This is a genomic window from Paenibacillus tyrphae (assembly GCF_000722545.1).
GTDB classification, from domain to species: domain Bacteria; phylum Bacillota; class Bacilli; order Paenibacillales; family NBRC-103111; genus Paenibacillus_G; species Paenibacillus_G tyrfis.
Map to the genome: position 1 here is coordinate 1 of NZ_JNVM01000011.1, position 19,228 is coordinate 19,228.

Below are 19,228 nucleotides of genomic sequence, written 5' to 3' on the forward strand. Positions count from 1 at the left end.
TTGATAGGTTCGGGGTGGAAGCACGGCAACGTGTGCAGCTGACGAATACTAATCGGTCGAGGGCTTATCCAATACGATTCATTTACGCTTTGTTTCGATCCAGTTTTCAGGGTGCAAGTCGCCTTGAGTTAAGTAAAGATGTTTCGTGGCAGAAACATCGACATCCGTTTGGTGATGATGGCGGAAGGGAACCACGCGTACCCATCCCGAACACGACCGTTAAGCCTTCCAGCGCCGATGGTACTTGGACCGCAGGGTCCTGGGAGAGTAGGACGTCGCCAAGCACAAGAGCTTCTTCGGATTTTATCCGGAGAGGCTCTTTTTCTTATAGAAATTGGCATACTAAATAATAAATTGCCATGGAAACTTCATGACTTTTTGCTTGACACTAAAAATGGGCTTTTGATAAGATTGCTATTAATATCTTGCGGCATGTACAGCATGTAATAAAATAAGGAGGATTATTTTTGTGTGGGAGACTAAGTTTGCCAAAGAAGGTTTGACATTTGACGATGTATTGCTGGTACCGAGAAAATCGGATGTGTTCGGTAAGGAAATCGACATATCGACAAAACTGACAAACCACATCAATCTGAACATTCCTTTTGTAAGCTCGGCTATGGATACGGTAACGGAATCGGCTTTGGCAATCGCTATCGCTCGAGAAGGCGGAATCGGGGTCATCCACAAGAATATGACGATTGCGCAGCAAGCGGAGGAAGTGGATCGCGTAAAGCGTTCGGAAAGCGGCGTAATCACCAATCCGTTCTCCCTTACTCCGGAGCATCATGTCTACGATGCCGAAGCGTTGATGGCTAAATATCGGATTTCCGGCGTGCCGATTTGCGATGAGAACAATAAGCTTGTCGGTATTTTAACAAACCGGGATCTGCGCTTCGTTCATGATTATTCGATCAAAATTAAAGAAGTCATGACGAAAGAAAATCTCGTCACGGCTCCTGTCGGTACGACGCTTCAACAAGCAGAGGGCATTCTGCAGCGGCATAAGATCGAGAAGCTTCCTCTGGTCGACGAGAACGGGATTCTTAAGGGCCTGATTACGATCAAGGATATCGAGAAAGCCATTCAGTTCCCGAACTCGGCAAAAGACAAACAAGGCCGTCTGCTGGCAGGCGCCGCGGTAGGCGTATCCAAGGATGTTATGGAGCGTACGGCGGCTCTGGTTGAAGCCGGTGCGGATCTGATCGTCGTTGACTCGGCGCATGGACACCATATCAATATTATTAATACCGTTCGTAAAATTCGCGAGCAGTATCCTGACCTGCCAATTTGCGCGGGCAATGTGGCGACTGGCGAAGCGACGAAAGATCTGATCGAGGCCGGAGCAAGTATGGTGAAGGTCGGAATCGGACCAGGCTCCATTTGTACGACACGGGTAATTGCAGGTATTGGCGTACCGCAAATTACGGCGATTTACGATTGTGCGACGGCTGCGCGGCAGTACAATGTACCGATCATTGCCGACGGTGGTATTAAATATTCGGGCGATGTGGTTAAAGCGATCGCAGCCGGCGCGAGCGCCGTTATGATGGGCAGTTTATTCGCCGGTACGGAAGAGAGCCCGGGCGAATCGGAAATTTTCCAAGGCCGCCGCTATAAGGTTTATCGGGGAATGGGGTCGATTGGTGCTATGAAAGAAGGCAGCAAAGACCGCTATTTCCAAGAGAACGAAAGCAAGCTTGTACCGGAAGGTATCGAGGGTCGAGTTGCTTATAAAGGACCGTTGGCCGACACGCTTTACCAGCTGGTTGGCGGCCTGCGTTCCGGGATGGGCTACTGCGGGGCTAAAAATATCTCGGCGCTCATCAACGATACGTCCTTTATCCGCATTACGGGGGCGGGCCTTCGGGAAAGCCATCCGCATGACGTTCAAATAACAAAAGAAGCGCCGAACTATTCGTTGTAGTTCCACGAACGGGTCGTGCAAAAAAGAACGGAAGCCTGGGGCTTCCGTTTTGCTTTTGTAAAGCGAAAGAGGCTTGTGGTACAATTAAACGTACGTTATTTTTATAAAATTTTTTTTAGGAGTGAGTTGGTTGTTTTTTAAAGTAAAACGCATTTGTTCGATCGTAGCTGCCACTCTTTTGCTGAACGCCACTCTTGTTCTGGTACAATCCGCTTCTGTATTTGCGGCGGACGCCCCGGTAGATTTGAAGCTCAATGTCAGATCTGCGATTCTCATGGAAGCGAGTACCGGGCAAGTCTTATATGAAATGAATGCGGACGAAGCTTACCCTCCCGCCAGTATGTCGAAGATGATGACTGAATATTTGGTGATGGAAGCTATTAAAAGCGGAAAGCTTAGTGAAACGGAAACAGTGAACACAAGCCCGTATGCCGCTAGTGTTATCGGCTCTGGCGGATTGCTCGCTCCAAACGAACAATCCACGGTAGATAATCTTTTTGCAGCGATGTCCATTTATTCGGCTAATGATGCTTCCGTCACGTTGGCAGAAAGAATCGCCGGCACGGAAGAAGATTTTGCAAAAATGATGAACGATAAAGCTAAAGAGATGAAATTATCCGATAAGGCTCATTTTATTAATGCAACCGGCTTGCCTAGAGCGGATATGGGGAAATATGCGCCTACCGGAATTCAAGGCGAGACGATGCTGACGGCGAGAGATGCCGCAATTATCGCATATAATATCATCAAGGATCATAAGGAAGTATTAAAATATACGGCGACCCCGTCCAGGAAGTTCCGCGAGAAGGACAAGGCGCCGATGATCAACTGGAACTGGATGCTCGAAGGAAACAAGGACAACGTTAACTTCAAGAAGTACGCTTATCAAGGGCTGGATGGACTAAAGACAGGGAGTACGAAAGAGGCGCTGTATTGCTTTACGGGTACGGCTGAACGCAACGGAATGCGGTTAATTAGCGTCGTTATGGGGGCGCCGAAGGAACCGGACCGTTTTATCGAAACGCGGAAAGTGCTGGATTATGGTTTCAACAATTTCGAATTCGTACCGGTGTTGAATGCGAAGCAGGAAATAAAAGAGCTGAAAACAGTGAATATTAAAAAAGGTGTGGCTACGGAAGTTCCGGTCGTTACGCAATCGGAGCTTAAAATTATCGCGAAAAAAGGCACACCGAAAGAGCAATTTCAACCCACGGCGGAGCCGCTATCGGATGAAAGCAAGCTCGTTGCGCCAATCGCCCAAGGACAAGTGCTTGGAACGGTGAAAATAACATATGGCGGCAAAGATTATACGACCAACCTCGTCGCCTCGGAGCAAGTGGAAAAGGGCAGTTGGTTCCGGCTATTTTTCCGGGCCGTTAAAGACTTCTTCGTCGATCTGTTCAGCGGCGCCAAAAAGGGATAAAATCAAGGCAAACGGGTTGTTAATTTGAAGCGCTTGCTGTAAAATAATTGTTTAGTAGTTTGTCCTAATTTCAAGTGGATGGAAGTAATATTAACGATATGTTCCCAGGAGGAATCGGATATGGAAACAGGTACATCCCGCGTTAAAAAAGGTATGGCTGAAATGCAAAAAGGCGGCGTCATTATGGACGTCATGAGCGCAGAGCAAGCGCGCATTGCTGAAGCTGCGGGCGCTTCTGCCGTTATGGCTTTGGAAAGAGTTCCTTCGGATATTCGCGCGGCTGGCGGCGTTGCCCGGATGGCCGACCCTACCATCGTGGAAGAAGTCATGAAGGTTGTTTCCATTCCGGTTATGGCCAAGGCACGTATCGGACATTTTGTTGAAGCAAAAGTACTCGAATCGATGGGCGTGGATTACATCGACGAGAGCGAAGTATTGACTCCTGCTGATGAAGTGTTCCACATCAATAAAAGGGAATTTACGGTTCCTTTCGTGTGCGGCGCAAGAGACCTCGGCGAGGCGCTTCGCCGGATCGGAGAAGGTGCTTCGATGATCCGTACAAAAGGCGAACCGGGAACAGGCAATATTGTCGAGGCTGTTCGTCATATGCGTATGATCACCGGCCAAATCCGCAAAATCCAAAGCTTGTCTAAGGACGAGCTGATGGCGGAAGCCAAAAACTTGGGCGCTCCTTACGAGCTGCTGCTGCAAGTGCACGAAACCGGAAAATTGCCGGTCGTCAACTTTGCGGCCGGCGGTGTAGCGACTCCTGCGGATGCCGCGCTCATGATGCATTTGGGCTCCGATGGCGTATTTGTAGGCTCGGGTATTTTCAAATCGGAAAATCCGGAGAAGTTCGCAAAAGCGATCGTTGAGGCTACGACACATTATACGGATTATGAGCTGATTGCCAATATTTCGAAAAATCTCGGCACGCCGATGAAGGGGATCGAAATTTCCAAGCTGCATGTATCCGAACGGATGCAGGAGCGCGGCTGGTAAGCCGGCTGGAGCTTGTTTCTCGGGAAGAAGGTATAAAGGGATGAACATAGGTGTTTTGGCGCTGCAGGGCGCCGTAGCCGAGCATATCCGCATGATCGAAAAAGCCGGCGGCACCGGCGTCGAGGTGAAGCGGACGGAGCAGCTGGCGGAGGTCGACGGAATCATTATTCCGGGCGGCGAGAGCACGACGATCGGCAAACTGATGCGAACCTATCAATTCATAGATGCCCTACGCGAATTTTCGCGGCAGGGCAAGCCGCTTTTCGGCACATGCGCAGGACTGATTGTGCTGGCAAAGCATATTGCAGGGCAGGAAGAGGCTCACCTTGGGCTGATGGATATTCAAGTCGCGCGCAATGCTTTTGGCCGTCAGCGGGAAAGCTTTGAGACGGATTTGGATATTAAGGGCATCAATCACGATGTGCGTGCGGTATTCATCCGTGCGCCGCTGATCGAACAGGTGGGCGAAGGCGTGGAAGTGTTAGCGACGTACCGTGACCAGATCGTTGCGGCCCGTCAAGGGCATCTGCTGGCTGCATCGTTTCATCCGGAGCTGACCGACGATGAACGAATGCACGCTTATTTTTTGGACATGGTACGTGAGACGAAGCAGGAGGGATCTCCTTGTTAGATATAAAATTGCTGCGAGCGGATTTGGACAAGGTGAAACAAGGGATGGCCAACCGGGGCAAAAACCTGGAGGAGCTGGACCGTTTTACAAGTCTGGATTTGAAGCGCAGAGAGCTTTTGCAAGAAACGGAGCAATTGAAAAACCGCAGAAACGTCGTTTCGCAAGAAGTGGCGCAGCTGAAAAAGGCGAAAGAAAACGCCGATCACTTGATCGAAGAGATGAAGGTTGTCGGCGATCGTATCAAGTGGCTGGATGAGGAAATCCGCGGCCTGGAAGCCGAGCTGGATGCCATCCTTCTGGCGATTCCGAATATGCCGCAAGCGGACGTGCCGGTAGGCGGTTCGGAAGAGAATAACGTGGAGATTCGCCGGGTTGGCGAGGTGCCATCCTTTTCGTTCGAGCCGAAGGCTCACTGGGAAACGGCGCAAGAGCTGGATATTTTGGATTTTGAATCGGCCGCGAAGGTTACGGGTTCCCGGTTTGTGTTCTATAAAGGGCTTGGGGCGCGCCTGGAGCGGGCTCTGATGAATTTTATGATGGATCTGCATGCGGACGAGCACGGGTATATGGAAATGCTTCCTCCGTATCTCGTAAACCGTGATAGCCTCACGGGGACCGGGCAGCTGCCGAAGTTCGAAGAAGATGTGTTCAAGATCGAAGGATCGGACTATTTCATGATTCCGACCGCCGAGGTGCCGGTGACGAATTACCATCGGGACGATATTTTGGCTCTGGAGGATCTGCCGAAATATTTCGTGGCGTTCAGCGCTTGTTTCCGTTCCGAAGCCGGTTCGGCCGGGCGCGACACTCGCGGACTCATTCGTCAGCACCAGTTCAACAAGGTAGAGCTCGTGAAGATGGTTCTGCCGGAGCAATCGAACGAGGAGCTCGAGAAGCTGGCTGGCGAGGCGGAAAAGGTGCTGCAGCTCCTGAAGCTCCCTTACCGCGTTATGGCGCTTTGTACGGGCGATTTGGGCTTCTCCTCGTCGAAGACGTACGATCTGGAGGTATGGCTGCCTAGCAGTAATACGTACCGTGAAATCTCGTCGTGCAGCAACTTCGAAGATTTCCAGGCACGCCGTGCGAACATCCGCTTCCGTCGCGATGCGAAAGCTAAGCCGGAATTCGTTCATACGCTGAACGGATCGGGTCTGGCGCTGGGCCGGACGGTCGCGGCGATTCTCGAAAATTATCAGCAGGAAGACGGCAGCGTGCTGATTCCGGAAGTGTTGCAGCCTTATATGGGGAATGTTACACGGATCAGCAAGAAATAGAGCTTGATAAAGCTTTTTGATTTATGATACAATGCTTGGTGTCACCCGGAGAGGTGGTCGAGTGGTTTAAGGCAGCGGTCTTGAAAACCGCCGTGTTCGTGAGGGCACCGTGGGTTCGAATCCCACCCTCTCCGCCATACATACAAGTATACGACCCCAAATAAGGGGTCGTTTTTTGTATGGGGGAGCAGACAGGTGGGGTGAGAACCGGAGGTTCGTCGGAGCATAAGCTTCGATAGGGATACATCGCAGTCGGCCGCGTAGCGGACGCATCCCACCCTCTCCGGTGTTATGAATGAATTCCTTTAAATTGTTATTTTAGCTTCACATAAGAGATGCACTGACTGTTGACAAATGGTTTAGTGCGTTTTTTTTTACCCCTTTGGACTAAAATCCAACTGAATCAATGCCTAATGAGTGAAAATGAAGTTAAACAGCCCGTAAACGTGGGCAAAGAAGAACAATTTGGACATTTCATAGCGACTTATAAACCGCCTAACTCCTTATGTCTTAGAAACGACTCTCTACTAGTGCTAAGGAAGCCGAGAAGCCGTCAGATGTGATAGGAACCTTGATAAGTTATTTTAAACACTAGACAAGCGACTAAAGTCGCTGAACGTATTTAGAAAACAGAAGATGCGGGAATTGGGAATAGGCGATACGTATATCTCTATGGACAAACAATCGGGAAGGATTTAAACAACTTTAGATATCGACTTGTTATTAGAGAAGGCAACATCATGATTCGCTCGATTATGTAGAATGGGATAATGACCATGTTATAGCTGAATGGAGCTACCTATCGAGAGAAGTCAATGCCGATATTGTTGTGCTTGAAAATGAGTCATTAATTTATAGCCATAAATTTAAGAGCAATGGGTGAAAGCTATTGGAGTATGCTGTACGTAAGCAGAGCAAGAACAGAACAAGACGAAGTAACGGCAAGCGGAGAGGATTTGAAGAGCTCAAAAGAAAAATTGGTCAGAGATAACAAAAGAGTTCATTACAGTTCATGATAATTGGTAAAAAGGTTTAATTGCAGCGGTTAAAGCAATGCAGAAAGTAGAAATGAAGCCTAATACATTTTATTGTAGGTTTCTAAATATGAGAATCAAGAGAGCTAATTAAGCGAGGGTATTTATTTTAAATATTGTCGAAATTTAAATGGGATATATGGTATAATATTGCTAATTTGGTTAGAGAGTTATAGTAAGTTTGCAATTTGAATAAAAAACTAGAGAGTAGGGTGGAGCATTGTCCTCAAAAAAGTTCTATGCTGTTAGAAAAGGCAGAGCACCTGGAATTTATGAAAGTTGGGATGAATGCAAAAAACAAATACAAGGATTTAGTGGTGCAGAGTATAAAAGTTTTTTATCTCTTTCTGATGCAGGTGCTTACATAAAATCATCCACAGAAATTACGTCTGATATGCTTAGTAATGATAACTCAGTAACAGTTTATATTGATGGAAGTTATTCAGACGAACTAAAGCTATTTTCGTATGCCTGTGTTTTTTTGGATGAGAGTGGAACTACATTATCTGGAGTTAGTTCCGATTCAAATGTTATCGGCATGAGAAATGTCGCTGGAGAACTACTCGGCTCAATGGAAGCAATAAAATGGGCGATTAACAATCACTTTTCTGAAATCCTAATATGTTTTGATTACGAAGGAATTGAAAAATGGGCAACTGGTAGTTGGGATACTAATAGGGAAGGAACAAAAGAGTATGTCAGATTTATAAACGAACACAAAGAGGATATTAAAATATTGTTCAAAAAGATAAAAGCTCATTCTGGAGATAAGTATAATGAAATAGCTGATGCACTGGCAAAAAAGGCTATCAAAAACTATACAAATGCTCCCAATAAAGCAGAGGAGAATAAAAAAGATCAAAATTTAGAAATATTTAAGCAAATAATGACTAAAAGAGAGAAAGCAACAAAAAACTCATTTACCTTTAGAATTGCAGACATAGAGATTACCGAAGGTAAACTAAAGAAGCTGTCAAAAGCATTGTGGAAAGCTGACAAAAAAGATATAAAACAAATTGATTTTATTAATGCCATGGTTGACTCCTCAAAAAGAATTGTGTCATTAGAAATAGGCAATGCTCAAGGAGAGTTTACTAAATACTTTATTCAATTCTAGACGTTATATAAGGGGATACGGTTTTGAAAAACCTAAATTTAAATAGAGACAACCTAATTCAATCAATACAACAGTATTATTCCTTGAATGGAAAGGAGGCTACAATATCCGATTTCCTGCATAAGGGGGGAACTAGACAGAGAGTAGATATAGTCACAGAAGATGGTTCTGTGTATATAGATTTTCATTTTAACAAAAATGGAAGCACAACTATTGATATATCTGGTGGAGGTCACCATAAAATAAAAGAAGAAATATCTCGTTATATTATTGAAGACCCTTCTTGTGCAATTGGGGATGTACATTCAAAATCCAAATGTTTTGTGGCACCTAATATTGAATTAGATGACTTTAGGGGAATAGTTGAATTATTGAAGGAAAGTACTTATTATCAAAGTGAAAGCCACTCAGAAGATATTCGAGGGAATCACGAATTGCACAAAATGCGTGGTAGTTACATGGAAGAGATAACTGCCCACTATTACTACACAACTAAGAAGGTTATGATTCAAGGTAGACCATTGATGTTATTTAGTGAGGCAGTTTCTTATATAACTGAGTTGCTTGAATTGAACGAAATACCTTCTGTGTTTAATAACTACTATAATGTTGAGATCAAGAAAGAAAACATTGAGCAAGTTTATGTAGGATGGTTTCCTAATAGCCATGACAAGCACAGTCCCAAGCTTAAGAAAGTGTTACATCAAGCGATTTACAATCTTCAGTTAGAAGGAGACATGTTTGACTATACTTACCTTGCCTTCCCTGCCTTGAGAGCCTTAGAAGGGCATTTGAAAACAATAATGACTAACCACAGAATTATTTTGGAAAACAATCGTTTTTCAATGTATACTAAAGTACCTTCAACGGGTAAATATATATTAGAAGCTAATTTTATCACTACATTTAACAGTCAAGCTAAAGTTCAGTATGTCGAAAGAGCATACAACTTTTATAACTCAAACAGGCATTCGTTGTTTCACTGGGGAGACCCAAGTCATCCTGTTGATCTAACCCAAATTATTGAGAATATTGGTGACGTAAAAGGCATAATAAAAAGCACTTTTCAAATTATAGATGAATATTATACAATATAAACATTGCGTTTGTTGAAGGGAGTGAAGGAAATGAAAACATACGATTTAGTACAGATTGAAAATAAGGAGTACCCTTATTTTGTCATATCCACATCGTATGAAACACCCTTAACTCAATTATCCCAACTTACGCAAGAATTATCTGCATATCAGAATGCATTTAAAATTGTTTTTGACTTTTTGTTATGTTCTGGTAACTCTTCTGATCGATTTTATGAAGCTTTCTTTGATGGTAAAGAATTAATAAAAACTTCATTTAAAAATTTGAATCTTGATAAGAAGAATGAACTAAGAAAGTTTTCTTGTGATTACTTTAGAAATCACAAGGACTACCTAGAAAATTCAGTGTTGAATACGTATCAAAAAAAAATGCTTGAAAAGGGAATAGTTATTTGAATAGTATTTTGAGGGTGTTCGATCAAGAACACTCTTTTTTGTTGCGGTTATGGACGTGGTAAAAGTAAATATTGTCTTTATGATCTAGAGTGTTATCAAGATAGACATTCCGGTCAAGCTCATATTAAACGCTATGACTAAGACTACCAAAATGTGAAAGCGACCTTGAGAGAGGTCGTTTTTTTGATGGCTTTTTTTGCTGCTTCGTCCTTGGTATAAGAAGGTCGCGGACTTCGCATGTTAACAACCATGGAGGTGTGACTCATGAGCAAAAAGGACAGCTTGCAAGTGGACAACCAACGTTTGGTGAAAGCTTGGGCGAGAACGCTGCCGACCGTCCTGAACGCCTCGGACCGTGCGGAAGTGAAGGCGGATGAAGCGGAGGCGAACGTCATTCGGATTCATATCGCAACAGCCGGACGAAGCAATTACAGTTTCGATTTTAAATGCACATATGTCGATTCGCGGGAAGTGCAGGTGGAGTTGGTCGACGTTGAGAGGGAAGGGACGACTGTCGACGAGCGGACCGACGTCATTCAAACGCTTGTGGACGATTATGTAAGGCATATCCACGAATGTGCTCAGCAGCTTCATGCTTTTACGCATAGCTAAATGGAGGAAGGTCAAGTCATGACTCAAAATAAAAGCAGTGTCGATAAAAATTTGCAAAATGTCGTGAAGGATTTGGACAAAACGACGGTAACCAGCCATCAAGCTCAACAAGTACAGCAGCAAACAAACGATCATCGGCACCAAGATGCCCTGAACCACGATAAACCGCCTCATGAGCCGATGTCCGATATCGACTGAAGGGAGAAGGTCTAACGATGCCTAAAGATATTCCACAAGCAGTCAACCCTCCAAGCGGCCGACATAACCGGGAAGAGAGCCGTCAGCCGAATGTCCCCTTGTCCGGTTCGAAAAAAGTAAAAAATCAAAACCACAGCCGTCAAAAAAACGGCGAAGGGTAACACAAATAAGCCTCTTACTTTTTGTAAGAGGCTGTTGTTTTTATACTACATGGTTATAGATTGTTTTTTTCTCTCTCCACCCTAAGAAAGCATTCGTTCAATAACAAGTGAGCCATCTCTTCGTTATCCGCATATCCGTATAACGAAGACCCGCCTGCTATCGCATCACATACATCGTCCAACATGGTACAAATGGAAATGGAGTATTCATCATAAATGATGTAATAGCAGCTGTTTGCCGGCATCATGTCCACCTCGATTTTGTGATTGAAACCTTATTTTACCATAGGGCGCAACAAAAGAGAATGCATTTTTTGCGTGATATTAATCACTTTTTGCGTCATAATGCACAAGGCGTTGCATGAATTTGTAAACGAACAAGAGCTTATCTCGACCTGAGTGGCAGGACAAGGGGAATCGTCGTAAAATAGTTAGAAACCGACTGTTGCCTGCCGTGCATCGGGTTTCCTCCACGTCGCACGCAATCAAGATTGTCGGAGGGAGGAGTGGTCTGATGATTCATTTGAAAACGCCGCAAGAAATTGCTTTAATGGCCAAAGCCGGAGCCGTTTTGGCGAAGTGCCATCAAGAAATCGCCAAGATGGTTCGTCCCGGGCTGACGACACTTGAAATCAATGATTTTGCCGAACGATTCATAAACGAACAAGGGGCAAAACAAGTGACCAAAGGCTACAAAGGATATCCGTTCGCCACCTGCGCTTCCGTGAACGATGTCATTGCCCACGGCTTTCCTAGCGAAGAGCCGCTGCAGGAGGGGGATATCTTAAAGATGGATATTGTCTGCAGCTACGATGGGTGGATGGCCGACTCTTGCCGTACGTATGCCGTCGGAAAAATATCGGAGGAAGCGGAGCGGTTGGTTCGCGTTACGAAGGAGTGTCTGGATTTGTCCATCCCCAAAGCCATTGTCGGCAATCGAATCGGGGACGTCATGCATGTGGTGCAGCAGCACGCTCAGCAAGCGGGCTTTTCCATCGTTCGCGATTTAGTCGGACACGGCATCGGCCGCGAAATGCACGAGGAACCTTCCTTTGCGCATGTCGGCAAGCCGGGGCGCGGATTTCTGCTGCAGGAAGGCATGGTGATCACGATCGAGCCGATGATCAACGCGGGAAAGCATGAGATGTTTATCGACTTCGACGGCTGGACCGCCAGAACGTATGACGGCAGCCTGTCGGCGCAATTCGAGCATACGGTTGCCATTACCCGCGACGGTCCGCTCATTTTAACCGAATGAAGAACAAGAGCCTGCGGCACGAAACGAAATCGTACTGCGGGCTCTTGGCCGTTGTCAAACTTGCTCGTTTGGTTCGTTTTTTGGCGTTTCAGAGACATCCGTCTGTTTCGAAGAGCCCAGTTCGCCGGTGGCGTCCGGCTTGACATCGTTGATCGCTTCGTTGTTGAAAATGTAAATCTCTTCGTCCGAATCGTTCCTGCTGACCATCGGCGTCACCTCAACGCTAGTATGGCTTGAGGGACGTTTTTTAATGCACAAATTGCGCGGTCAGAAAAGCAAAAAGAGGCCCTCTTCGGCCTCTTTTTCTAATGTTATCGGATCTTACATAAGTATATACGTCCCCGAGAGGACTCGAACCTCTATCGGTCCTTTAGGAGAGGACTGCTCTATCCTGTTGAGCTACGGGGACTCAATTCAAGTAATACTCATTATACCATACCGTGCAAAGGGAATAAAGTCGATCTCCGTTGACGGGCTGCAGAGCGAAACACAAAAATATACAGGCAGAGCATAAATTAGCACATTTTCTGTACAAGGAAAAGTTTGGTATGTTCTTCTTACAAGCGTTTTCCAAAAATTCGATGAAATCGGAGGGATGCATGATGGCTTGGCGCAAGTGGATAGGTCTCCCCCTTTCTTTTATCCTGGCCGTAACGCTTGGAATGCCGGCTATAAAAACGGAGGCGGCAGAACAGCCTGTCAATCTGGTAAGGAATAAGCCGGTCCAAACAAGCTCGCAAGCAAGCTCCACCGGACCGGGGACAGCCGCCGTCGACGGCGATGCCTCGACATTCTGGCAGCCCCTGGCGAAAGACCGGGAGGATATGAACGTGTGGATCTCGGCGGATCTGGGTAAGGCGGAGACGTTCAATACATTTACGATATCGTTTCGGAGTGTGGACATGGTGTCGGCCGTAAGCGCACTTGTGTCGTCGGACGGTACGACTTGGGAAGAGGTTGCGTCCAAGAAGAGCGATTTGATCGCACAGGATAAAATCCGGTTTAAGGATATCTCCGCACGGTACGTGAAGCTGGATATTACGCTCAGCAGGAACAGCAATGTCAATTTGTTCGAATGGGGCGTTTACCGGGAGAATGGGGACGGTCCGGGACCGAATCCGGAGGAACCGGCCGTTCCGGCGGACTTGGCAAGCGTTTATTTCGTTAAGGAGAACGGTCAGCCTTATGCGGTAAACGAAGCCATTGAGCTGAAGAAGGGCGAGTCGAGGACACTGTCGCTGAAATTGAAAGGAAAGCGAAAGAACGGCGATATCGTCGACTTGTCCAAATATAATAAAACGTTAAAAACGAATACGAAGTTCATCACGGTGGAGCAGAACGGAACCGTTACGGCGCTTCAAGTCGGAGTGAGCACGGTGTATACGGAAGTGAAGGTGAACAAAGACCTGATGCTGACTACCCCGGATCTTTGGATCTTGGTCAAAGATCCGAACGAGTTTTTGGCGGAAGCTGTGATTGCGAATACTTCGCTCACTCATCCCCGTATGAAAACGGAGACCGGCCAACCTGCGGTACTTCAGCCCGGTGACGATTTTCCGGCCGTATCGGTGCAGGCGAACGTGAAGTTGGACGTGAGCGGGAGCGTGGTCCGGAACGGTCAGTCTATTGCGGTTATTCCGAAAGTAGCTGTGAACAAGTCGGAGACGAAGAACGTGAAGCTTCCGCTCAAAGCCGATCAACCCGGAAGCTACGAGATCCGGCTGACGCTGCAAAGAGAAGGCTTGCCTCCGGCCTATGACGTGTTTTATTTTACGGCAATGGATTCGGCTGCGATTCCGGGCGGGCAGAGCAGCATTGCGTATATGGGGCCTGACGGCAAGCTTGGGTATGTCCCGGACTATAAAGGCAACCGGGTGATCGATTTCTCGGGCTCCGGGTATATGGGCGGCGGGGTCCAACTTCCGGATGTGCAGGCCCGGGTAGCTGTCGAGCCGGGAGAAGGCGACGCTACGGCGCGAATCCAGCAAGCGATCGATCAGGTATCTCAAATGCCGGTCGGGTCCGACGGATTTCGCGGAGCGGTACTGCTGAAAAAGGGGCGCTACGAGATCGAAGGCACGCTGTACGTACGAACGAGCGGCGTCGTGTTGCGTGGGGAAGGGCAGTACGAGGGAGGTACGCTCCTGTTCGGCTCGGGGAACAAACCGCGCAATCTGATCGAAATCGGCTCATCCAAAGGGCCGGTTATCGACAACGGTTCCATGACGGACGTTACGGACTTGTATGTCCCTTCTGGAGCGAAAACGTTCCATGTGAAAGACGCAAGCGCCTATAGAGTAGGTGATAAAGTCATCGTGCGCCGGATCGGCAATGCCCGTTTTATTACCGAAATCGGCATGGATTATATTTATAAACGGCCGGGAGGCACCGTCAGTCAATGGGGACCGTTCAACCTCGATTTTGACCGCGTCATTACCGGCATTAACGGCAATGAGATTACGGTGGACGCGCCGCTAGCGAACAGCATCGAGCTTCGTTGGGGCGGCGGACAGCTCTATAAATACAATGACGACGAGCGGATCGAAAAGGTAGGCGTGGAGAAGATGCGGGCGGATTCGGCTTTTGACCCGTCCGTCATCGATACGGCCATGGATAATGGCAAGACCGATCCGTATTATGCCGATGAGAAGCATACCGAGCGCTTTGTCATGATGAACAGTGTGAAAAATGCTTGGGTCCGGGACGTGACCGGATATCACTTGGCCTATGCCTTGGTGCAAATGGGACGCAACGCGAAATGGGTAACCGTACAGGACTCCAAAGTGTTCGATATGGTCAGCATTATTACAGGCGGACGACGTTACGCCTACTACATTCAAGGGCAGCAAAATTTAGTGCAGCGTACGTATGCGGAGACGGCAAGGCACGGTTATGTGGTGGACAGCCGCGTGCAGGGGCCAAACGTATTTCTCGAAGGCGAGAGCCGGATCGACTACAACACAAGCGAGCCGCATCACCGCTGGTCGGTCGGCGGGCTGTTCGACAATATCAAGTCCCCGATCATGATCCGGGATCGGGCTTGGCTGGGAAGCGGCCACGGCTGGGCGGGAGCGAACTATGTCACATGGAATACCGAAGGAAAGCTGACGAGCCAGCAGCCGCCGACGGCCCAAAACTATGCGATCGGTCACGTAGGAGAGAAGGTTCCCGGATTTTTGCCGGATACGGATTACGACACAAGGCCGCGTAAGGATGCTTACTGGGAGTCGCATGGGCAGCATGTGACTCCGGTCAGCCTATATAAGCAGCAATTGAAAGAGCGCTTGGGCGAGCAAGCGCTGCAAAATATCGCTTACCATCCGGTAGGGGGAGGTTCGCTGGATACGCCGATCCCTCAGCAATCATCTCAAGGCAATTAGGACGAATGGGGCCGAGGAGCGTCTTGAGGCCGCATTTATGAATTCATAGTAGGTCACAGGAGCCGGGCGTTGTCCGGCTCTTGTTTTGTTTTCCATTGTCCCCGTCCGGGATGATCGTTACAATAAAGAGATCTTTTTTTTAAAGTTTTAAAAAATCATGCAGGGTTTGGTTTCACCGGGTTCGTCTATTCGCAGAGAAGGGAGGGGGAGAACGATTACAGAAGAAGCATGGATTGCGCGCATCGTATCGGGCGACGCGGATGCGTTCCGTGAACTCGTGGACAAATATGGAAGTTATTTGTTCCAAGCGGTCTACGGGGTATTGCGTTCGACGAAAGATGCAGAAGACGTCACGCAGGAAGCGCTGCTGAAAATATATGCGTCTCTCCCCCAGTACCGGTACCAAGGTCTTAAAACCTGGCTCACGCGAATCGCCGTCAATAAAGCGATCGATTTCAAACGGTCGCAGGACCGCAAGAAAGAAGACTTAACGGATGACTGGGAGGGACGCACGCCTCCCGAACCGCTCCAGAGCAGTCCCGTAGAGACGCAGGTCATCCGGCGCGAGAGAAGCACATATGTTCGCGAGCGTCTGGATCGTCTGCCGGAAAATTACCGGGATGTCGTGGTCGCCTTTTATATCGAGGAAAAAAGCTATCAACAGATCGCCGAAGAGCAGCAGGTGGCGATCAAAACGGTGGAATCGAAGCTGTACCGGGCAAAGCAATATATGCGGAAGGTTTGGAAGGAGGAGGAGTGGGAATGAATCAACACAGGCCGCTGAACATCTGGATGCAGTATGTGAACGATGAGTTGCCGCCGGAGGAGAGGGAGCGCTGCGAGGCGCATCTGGACGACTGTGACGCCTGCCTGGAGCTGTACATGGAGTGTATCGGGCAACTGGCGGACCGGCTGCCGGCACTACCGGATACGGACGCTTTTGCCGCTGCGGTCATGCAGCGTTGGACGGAAAAGCAGGCGCTGGCTCCTGGGGCCGAAAATCATCCGGCGAACCAATCGGCAGAACGCAAACAGCGTATTCCCTGGACGCAGAGTCCCTTCTTCCATTATGCTGTTGCTGCGGCCATCACGCTGCTCTTAATGAGTACCGGCGTGTTCCGCTCGCTCATGGGCCATCCGGAGCCCGGCCGTATGTCCTATTCCGCTTCCGATCGGACGGAAGCCTATGTTCCGTTCTCCGAAATCTTGCTGGAGAAAACGATCGGCTTACTTGATTCCATCCAACCGAAACATGAAAGAGGAGGTACCCGATGAACACATATAAAAGTCCGGTGGCGGCGTTCCTGCTGTCGTTCATTCCCGGACTAGGCCATTTGTATATGGGGCGCGCATTCCGGGGGTTAGTATACGGATTCGGATTTTTTGGCCTGGCGCTGCTGACGTTCTTTGTCGCTATACATTCAAGGGGAAACGACGCGTTCTACATTCTGTTAGTTGCCCTTGCTATTGCCGTCATAAACGTCTTCGATATGGTGTTCTTCCTACTCACCCGGGGCGGCCGTCCCCCTGCCCGCTGGCAGCCTACGAGCGGAGAAGGCCAGCCGTATGGACCTGCAGAGGGAAGCTACCGGTCTTGGCCGCATGATGCCGCGGCTCCGATGAACGACCGGTTTCGCACCATTGCGCTTTCTTTCGTTCCTGGGCTCGGTCATCTCTACCTGGGGCTGATGCAGCGCGGGCTTGGCTTTATGGTCTTGTTCTTCGGTCTGACGGTGATGATCTTCTTCCTCAGCGTCATTACGCACCGCGACGTATTCTTCGTATTCCTCGGCGCGCTGCCGGTCATTTGGCTGTACTGCATGTTCGACTGTGTACAGCAGTATGGACGGAAGGAGCGGGGAGAGGTCCTGACGGACCGGACGATCTTTGATGAATTTCAAGAAAGCCGGGAGTCGGGCAAGAAGAATAAAACGCTCGCTACGCTGCTCTCGATTTTCCCCGGGGCGGGGCATATGTATCTGGGCCTGCAAAAGCGCGGCCTGCAGCTCATGGCGGCCTTTCTGTTCTGCATCTATATCATGGATGTGATGCGGCTGTCGCTGTTCATGTTTCTGATTCCGATCCTGTGGTTTTTCAGCTTCTTCGACGCGTTGCAGATGGTGTCCAAGGTCGGCCGTGAGGAATTAAGGGATGTACCGGTCATTGGCTGGCTGCTGCACCATCAGCGGTGGGTCGGGTACGGATTGCTAGCACTCGGGGTGTACTATTTACTCGATCGCGTGCTGCTGAGCACGCTGGATATCTGGCTTCCGGAAGAACTGCAGCGGCAGGTCATGCGATGGTTCGACCAGTATTTCCAGACGTTCGTCATCTCGGTGCTGCTGATTGGCGGGGGCATCCGGCTTCTGCTCGGGAATAAAAAGGGCAGGGGGAAGCGCTCATGAAACCATGGCGCGTAGGAACGCTGTCGATGGGACTGTCGCTTATCTTTCTCGGGGTCGTGCTGGTAGCGGCCTAACTGAGAGGGTTTGCCGCATACGATACGCTTATGGCTTGGTGGCCGCTTCTGTTCGTCCTGCTCGGGCTTGAAATCGTCGTCTATTTGTTCGTCGCGCGCAAGGAGAACAGCGGGGTGCGCTACGATTTTCTCAGCGTGTTTTTCGTCGGCGTGCTGTTCTTTGGCTGCCTGGGCTTCACCTTATTGTCCGGCCTTGGCGTCATTGGCGAAGTCCGGCAGTTGCTTAGCGAAGTGGAGCGGACGGTCGAGCTGCCGGAAGCGAAAGAGGCCGTAGCGGCCGAGGTGAAGCGGATCGTCGTGCAGACGGCGGGCCAACAGGTGAAGGTGGACAAAACGTCCGGGCGGACAATGCATCTGTTCGGCAGCTACCGTGAGCGAATCGCGAAAGACAGAGGGGATTCCGTCACGCAGGACAAAGCGTATTCCATTCATACGATCGGCGATACGATGTACGTTCAGCTTCAGCAGCCGCCTGTGCGACGGGGGTTCCATTCCAACTATCCGGATATGAGCGTGACCGTGGTGCTGCCGCAGGATATCCAAGCGGAGCTGCTAGACAGGCATCACAACCCGATCGAGATCAACGGGTAATTGAAAATGGACCGTATATTCACGGTCCATGACATTTGACCAGCGGCTATCTCTCCAAAATGCTGAAAAGGAGAAGGCCGCTGTTTTTTATGGGAGCGACCGAAAGGTTTGAATGGGGCCTTCCCAATCGTTTCTCGTCATCTCTTGATAGCTGCCCTTCGTATATTCGTCAATGATCCGTCTCCAGAACGTCTGGGCCGGCTCGTTCTCCTCCATTTGCGCCACTTCCCATTGACCCGGAAACCGGTTAAACAAATCAAAAGCCAGCTTCCGCCCGACCCCGTGCCGGCGGTATTTTTTCATGACGAAAAATTCAGCGATCGAATACACCCGTTCATCCGATCCCAATTCCCGAATCAAGGCAAACCCGGCCAGCTTCCCGTTCACATGAACGAGGAAAGGATGTCTTCCTTCCTCCGTCCAATAATGATCCAGGTACGGATATTCGAATAAGCCGTGCTCGTTCACATCTTCCGGATCGAATTCGGTAAAATCGTATTTATACAGCTCCAGCAAATTTCGCACGACGGATTTTTGCTCCGCCGCGGCTTTTGAAACGATAATATCCATTTCGGCTCTCCTTTTCCATGATCATGAAGCTCTCGTTTTTATTATAAATGAAACGGTACGGAAAGTACGAGTATAGCG

19 protein-coding genes, 2 tRNA genes and 1 rRNA gene are annotated in these 19,228 nt (G+C 48.6%); 19 read left to right on the plus strand and 3 right to left on the minus strand.

Features of this window, described 5'->3' with window-relative positions:
• Positions 1–167: 167 nt before the first annotated feature.
• The 14 genes from rrf (at position 168) to map (ending at position 12,130) form a co-directional block, all read left to right on the plus strand.
• A 5S ribosomal RNA gene (gene rrf / locus ET33_RS14715) occupies positions 168–284 on the plus strand.
• Positions 285–469: 185 nt separating this feature from the next.
• Positions 470–1,927, plus strand: coding sequence for an IMP dehydrogenase (gene guaB, locus ET33_RS14720; protein WP_036682692.1), 1,458 nt, complete (start codon positions 470–472; stop codon positions 1,925–1,927).
• A gap of 130 nt (positions 1,928–2,057) precedes the next feature.
• On the plus strand, positions 2,058–3,350 hold the full coding sequence (locus ET33_RS14725; RefSeq protein ID WP_036682694.1) for a D-alanyl-D-alanine carboxypeptidase family protein: 1,293 nt from the start codon (positions 2,058–2,060) through the stop codon (positions 3,348–3,350).
• A gap of 120 nt (positions 3,351–3,470) precedes the next feature.
• On the plus strand, positions 3,471–4,352 hold the full coding sequence (gene pdxS, locus ET33_RS14730) for a pyridoxal 5'-phosphate synthase lyase subunit PdxS (RefSeq protein ID WP_036682696.1): 882 nt from the start codon (positions 3,471–3,473) through the stop codon (positions 4,350–4,352).
• A 40-nt stretch (positions 4,353–4,392) separates the two neighbouring features.
• Positions 4,393–4,983, plus strand: coding sequence for a pyridoxal 5'-phosphate synthase glutaminase subunit PdxT (gene pdxT / locus ET33_RS14735; RefSeq protein WP_036682699.1), 591 nt, complete (start codon positions 4,393–4,395; stop codon positions 4,981–4,983).
• Positions 4,977–6,257: a serine--tRNA ligase gene (serS, locus tag ET33_RS14740; protein ID WP_036682701.1), complete on the plus strand. Its 1,281-nt coding sequence runs from the start codon at positions 4,977–4,979 to the stop codon at positions 6,255–6,257. The genes pdxT and serS overlap by 7 nt, the downstream gene beginning before the upstream one ends.
• A 47-nt stretch (positions 6,258–6,304) precedes the next feature.
• Positions 6,305–6,394, plus strand: a tRNA-Ser gene (locus ET33_RS14745).
• Positions 6,395–7,511: 1,117 nt separating this feature from the next.
• Positions 7,512–8,408 (plus strand): ribonuclease H1 domain-containing protein, encoded by an 897-nt coding sequence (locus ET33_RS37445; RefSeq protein WP_081890329.1) that lies wholly within the window; start codon positions 7,512–7,514, stop codon positions 8,406–8,408.
• 23 nt (positions 8,409–8,431) lie between these two features.
• Positions 8,432–9,505 (plus strand): type II toxin-antitoxin system RnlA family toxin, encoded by a 1,074-nt coding sequence (locus ET33_RS14755; RefSeq protein ID WP_036682703.1) that lies wholly within the window; start codon positions 8,432–8,434, stop codon positions 9,503–9,505.
• Positions 9,506–9,535: 30 nt separating this feature from the next.
• A complete protein-coding gene (locus ET33_RS14760; RefSeq protein WP_036682705.1) occupies positions 9,536–9,901 on the plus strand; it encodes a type II toxin-antitoxin system RnlB family antitoxin in 366 nt (121 codons plus the stop codon).
• A gap of 264 nt (positions 9,902–10,165) precedes the next feature.
• Entirely contained in the window at positions 10,166–10,513 is a 348-nt protein-coding gene (locus tag ET33_RS14765) for a hypothetical protein (RefSeq protein ID WP_036682708.1), read from the plus strand.
• An 18-nt stretch (positions 10,514–10,531) separates the two neighbouring features.
• Positions 10,532–10,711, plus strand: a complete 180-nt coding sequence (locus ET33_RS14770; RefSeq protein ID WP_010500478.1) for a hypothetical protein — start codon at positions 10,532–10,534, stop codon at positions 10,709–10,711.
• Between the two features lie 17 nt (positions 10,712–10,728).
• Positions 10,729–10,872, plus strand: coding sequence for a small acid-soluble spore protein P (locus ET33_RS14775; protein ID WP_036682714.1), 144 nt, complete (start codon positions 10,729–10,731; stop codon positions 10,870–10,872).
• A 514-nt stretch (positions 10,873–11,386) separates the two neighbouring features.
• Positions 11,387–12,130, plus strand: a complete 744-nt coding sequence (gene map / locus ET33_RS14785; RefSeq protein ID WP_036682722.1) for a type I methionyl aminopeptidase — start codon at positions 11,387–11,389, stop codon at positions 12,128–12,130.
• 54 nt (positions 12,131–12,184) lie between these two features.
• Here map and ET33_RS38915 read toward each other — a convergent pair whose 3' ends face one another.
• Positions 12,185–12,337, minus strand: a complete 153-nt coding sequence (locus ET33_RS38915) for a hypothetical protein (protein ID WP_010500474.1) — start codon at positions 12,335–12,337, stop codon at positions 12,185–12,187.
• A gap of 129 nt (positions 12,338–12,466) precedes the next feature.
• Positions 12,467–12,539: transfer RNA gene (locus ET33_RS14790), tRNA-Arg, on the minus strand.
• A gap of 193 nt (positions 12,540–12,732) precedes the next feature.
• Between ET33_RS14790 and ET33_RS14795 the strand changes: the two genes are divergently transcribed.
• The 5 genes from ET33_RS14795 (at position 12,733) to ET33_RS14815 (ending at position 18,580) form a co-directional block, all read left to right on the plus strand.
• A complete protein-coding gene (locus tag ET33_RS14795) occupies positions 12,733–15,510 on the plus strand; it encodes a discoidin domain-containing protein (protein ID WP_081890334.1) in 2,778 nt (925 codons plus the stop codon).
• Positions 15,511–15,667: 157 nt separating this feature from the next.
• The gene (locus ET33_RS14800; protein ID WP_268808319.1) at positions 15,668–16,276 is read left to right on the plus strand and encodes an RNA polymerase sigma factor; all 609 of its coding nucleotides are present in this window, start codon (positions 15,668–15,670) and stop codon (positions 16,274–16,276) included.
• Positions 16,273–16,785, plus strand: coding sequence for an anti-sigma factor family protein (locus ET33_RS14805; RefSeq protein ID WP_036682725.1), 513 nt, complete (start codon positions 16,273–16,275; stop codon positions 16,783–16,785). Before ET33_RS14800 ends, ET33_RS14805 begins: the two co-directional genes overlap by 4 nt.
• Complete coding sequence (locus ET33_RS14810) at positions 16,782–17,915, plus strand: hypothetical protein (RefSeq protein ID WP_036682728.1); 1,134 nt, start codon at positions 16,782–16,784, stop codon at positions 17,913–17,915. Before ET33_RS14805 ends, ET33_RS14810 begins: the two co-directional genes overlap by 4 nt.
• A 104-nt stretch (positions 17,916–18,019) precedes the next feature.
• Positions 18,020–18,580 carry a hypothetical protein gene (locus tag ET33_RS14815; protein WP_036682733.1) on the plus strand — a complete coding sequence of 187 codons (561 nt, stop codon included), beginning with the start codon at positions 18,020–18,022 and terminating at the stop codon, positions 18,578–18,580.
• An 87-nt stretch (positions 18,581–18,667) separates the two neighbouring features.
• Here the strand turns inward: ET33_RS14815 and ET33_RS14820 are convergent, their stop codons facing one another.
• Positions 18,668–19,150, minus strand: coding sequence for a GNAT family N-acetyltransferase (locus ET33_RS14820; RefSeq protein ID WP_036682737.1), 483 nt, complete (start codon positions 19,148–19,150; stop codon positions 18,668–18,670).
• Between the last annotated feature and the right edge of the window lie 78 nt (positions 19,151–19,228).

What these genes read in the sequence shown, in the direction of transcription:
- pdxS (WP_036682696.1), top strand. Translation starts at nt 3,471, where the DNA reads ATGGAAACAGGTACATCCCGCGTTAAAAAAGGTATGGCTGAAATGCAA.
- pdxT (WP_036682699.1), top strand. Translation starts at nt 4,393, where the DNA reads ATGAACATAGGTGTTTTGGCGCTGCAGGGCGCCGTAGCCGAGCATATC.
- ET33_RS14760 (WP_036682705.1), top strand. Translation starts at nt 9,536, where the DNA reads ATGAAAACATACGATTTAGTACAGATTGAAAATAAGGAGTACCCTTAT.
- ET33_RS14765 (WP_036682708.1), top strand. Translation starts at nt 10,166, where the DNA reads ATGAGCAAAAAGGACAGCTTGCAAGTGGACAACCAACGTTTGGTGAAA.
- ET33_RS14770 (WP_010500478.1), top strand. Translation starts at nt 10,532, where the DNA reads ATGACTCAAAATAAAAGCAGTGTCGATAAAAATTTGCAAAATGTCGTG.
- ET33_RS14775 (WP_036682714.1), top strand. Translation starts at nt 10,729, where the DNA reads ATGCCTAAAGATATTCCACAAGCAGTCAACCCTCCAAGCGGCCGACAT.
- map (WP_036682722.1), top strand. Translation starts at nt 11,387, where the DNA reads ATGATTCATTTGAAAACGCCGCAAGAAATTGCTTTAATGGCCAAAGCC.
- ET33_RS38915 (WP_010500474.1), bottom strand. Translation starts at nt 12,337, where the DNA reads ATGGTCAGCAGGAACGATTCGGACGAAGAGATTTACATTTTCAACAAC.
- ET33_RS14795 (WP_081890334.1), top strand. Translation starts at nt 12,733, where the DNA reads ATGGCTTGGCGCAAGTGGATAGGTCTCCCCCTTTCTTTTATCCTGGCC.
- ET33_RS14800 (WP_268808319.1), top strand. Translation starts at nt 15,668, where the DNA reads ATGCAGGGTTTGGTTTCACCGGGTTCGTCTATTCGCAGAGAAGGGAGG.
- ET33_RS14805 (WP_036682725.1), top strand. Translation starts at nt 16,273, where the DNA reads ATGAATCAACACAGGCCGCTGAACATCTGGATGCAGTATGTGAACGAT.
- ET33_RS14810 (WP_036682728.1), top strand. Translation starts at nt 16,782, where the DNA reads ATGAACACATATAAAAGTCCGGTGGCGGCGTTCCTGCTGTCGTTCATT.
- ET33_RS14815 (WP_036682733.1), top strand. Translation starts at nt 18,020, where the DNA reads ATGGCTTGGTGGCCGCTTCTGTTCGTCCTGCTCGGGCTTGAAATCGTC.
- ET33_RS14820 (WP_036682737.1), bottom strand. Translation starts at nt 19,150, where the DNA reads ATGGATATTATCGTTTCAAAAGCCGCGGCGGAGCAAAAATCCGTCGTG.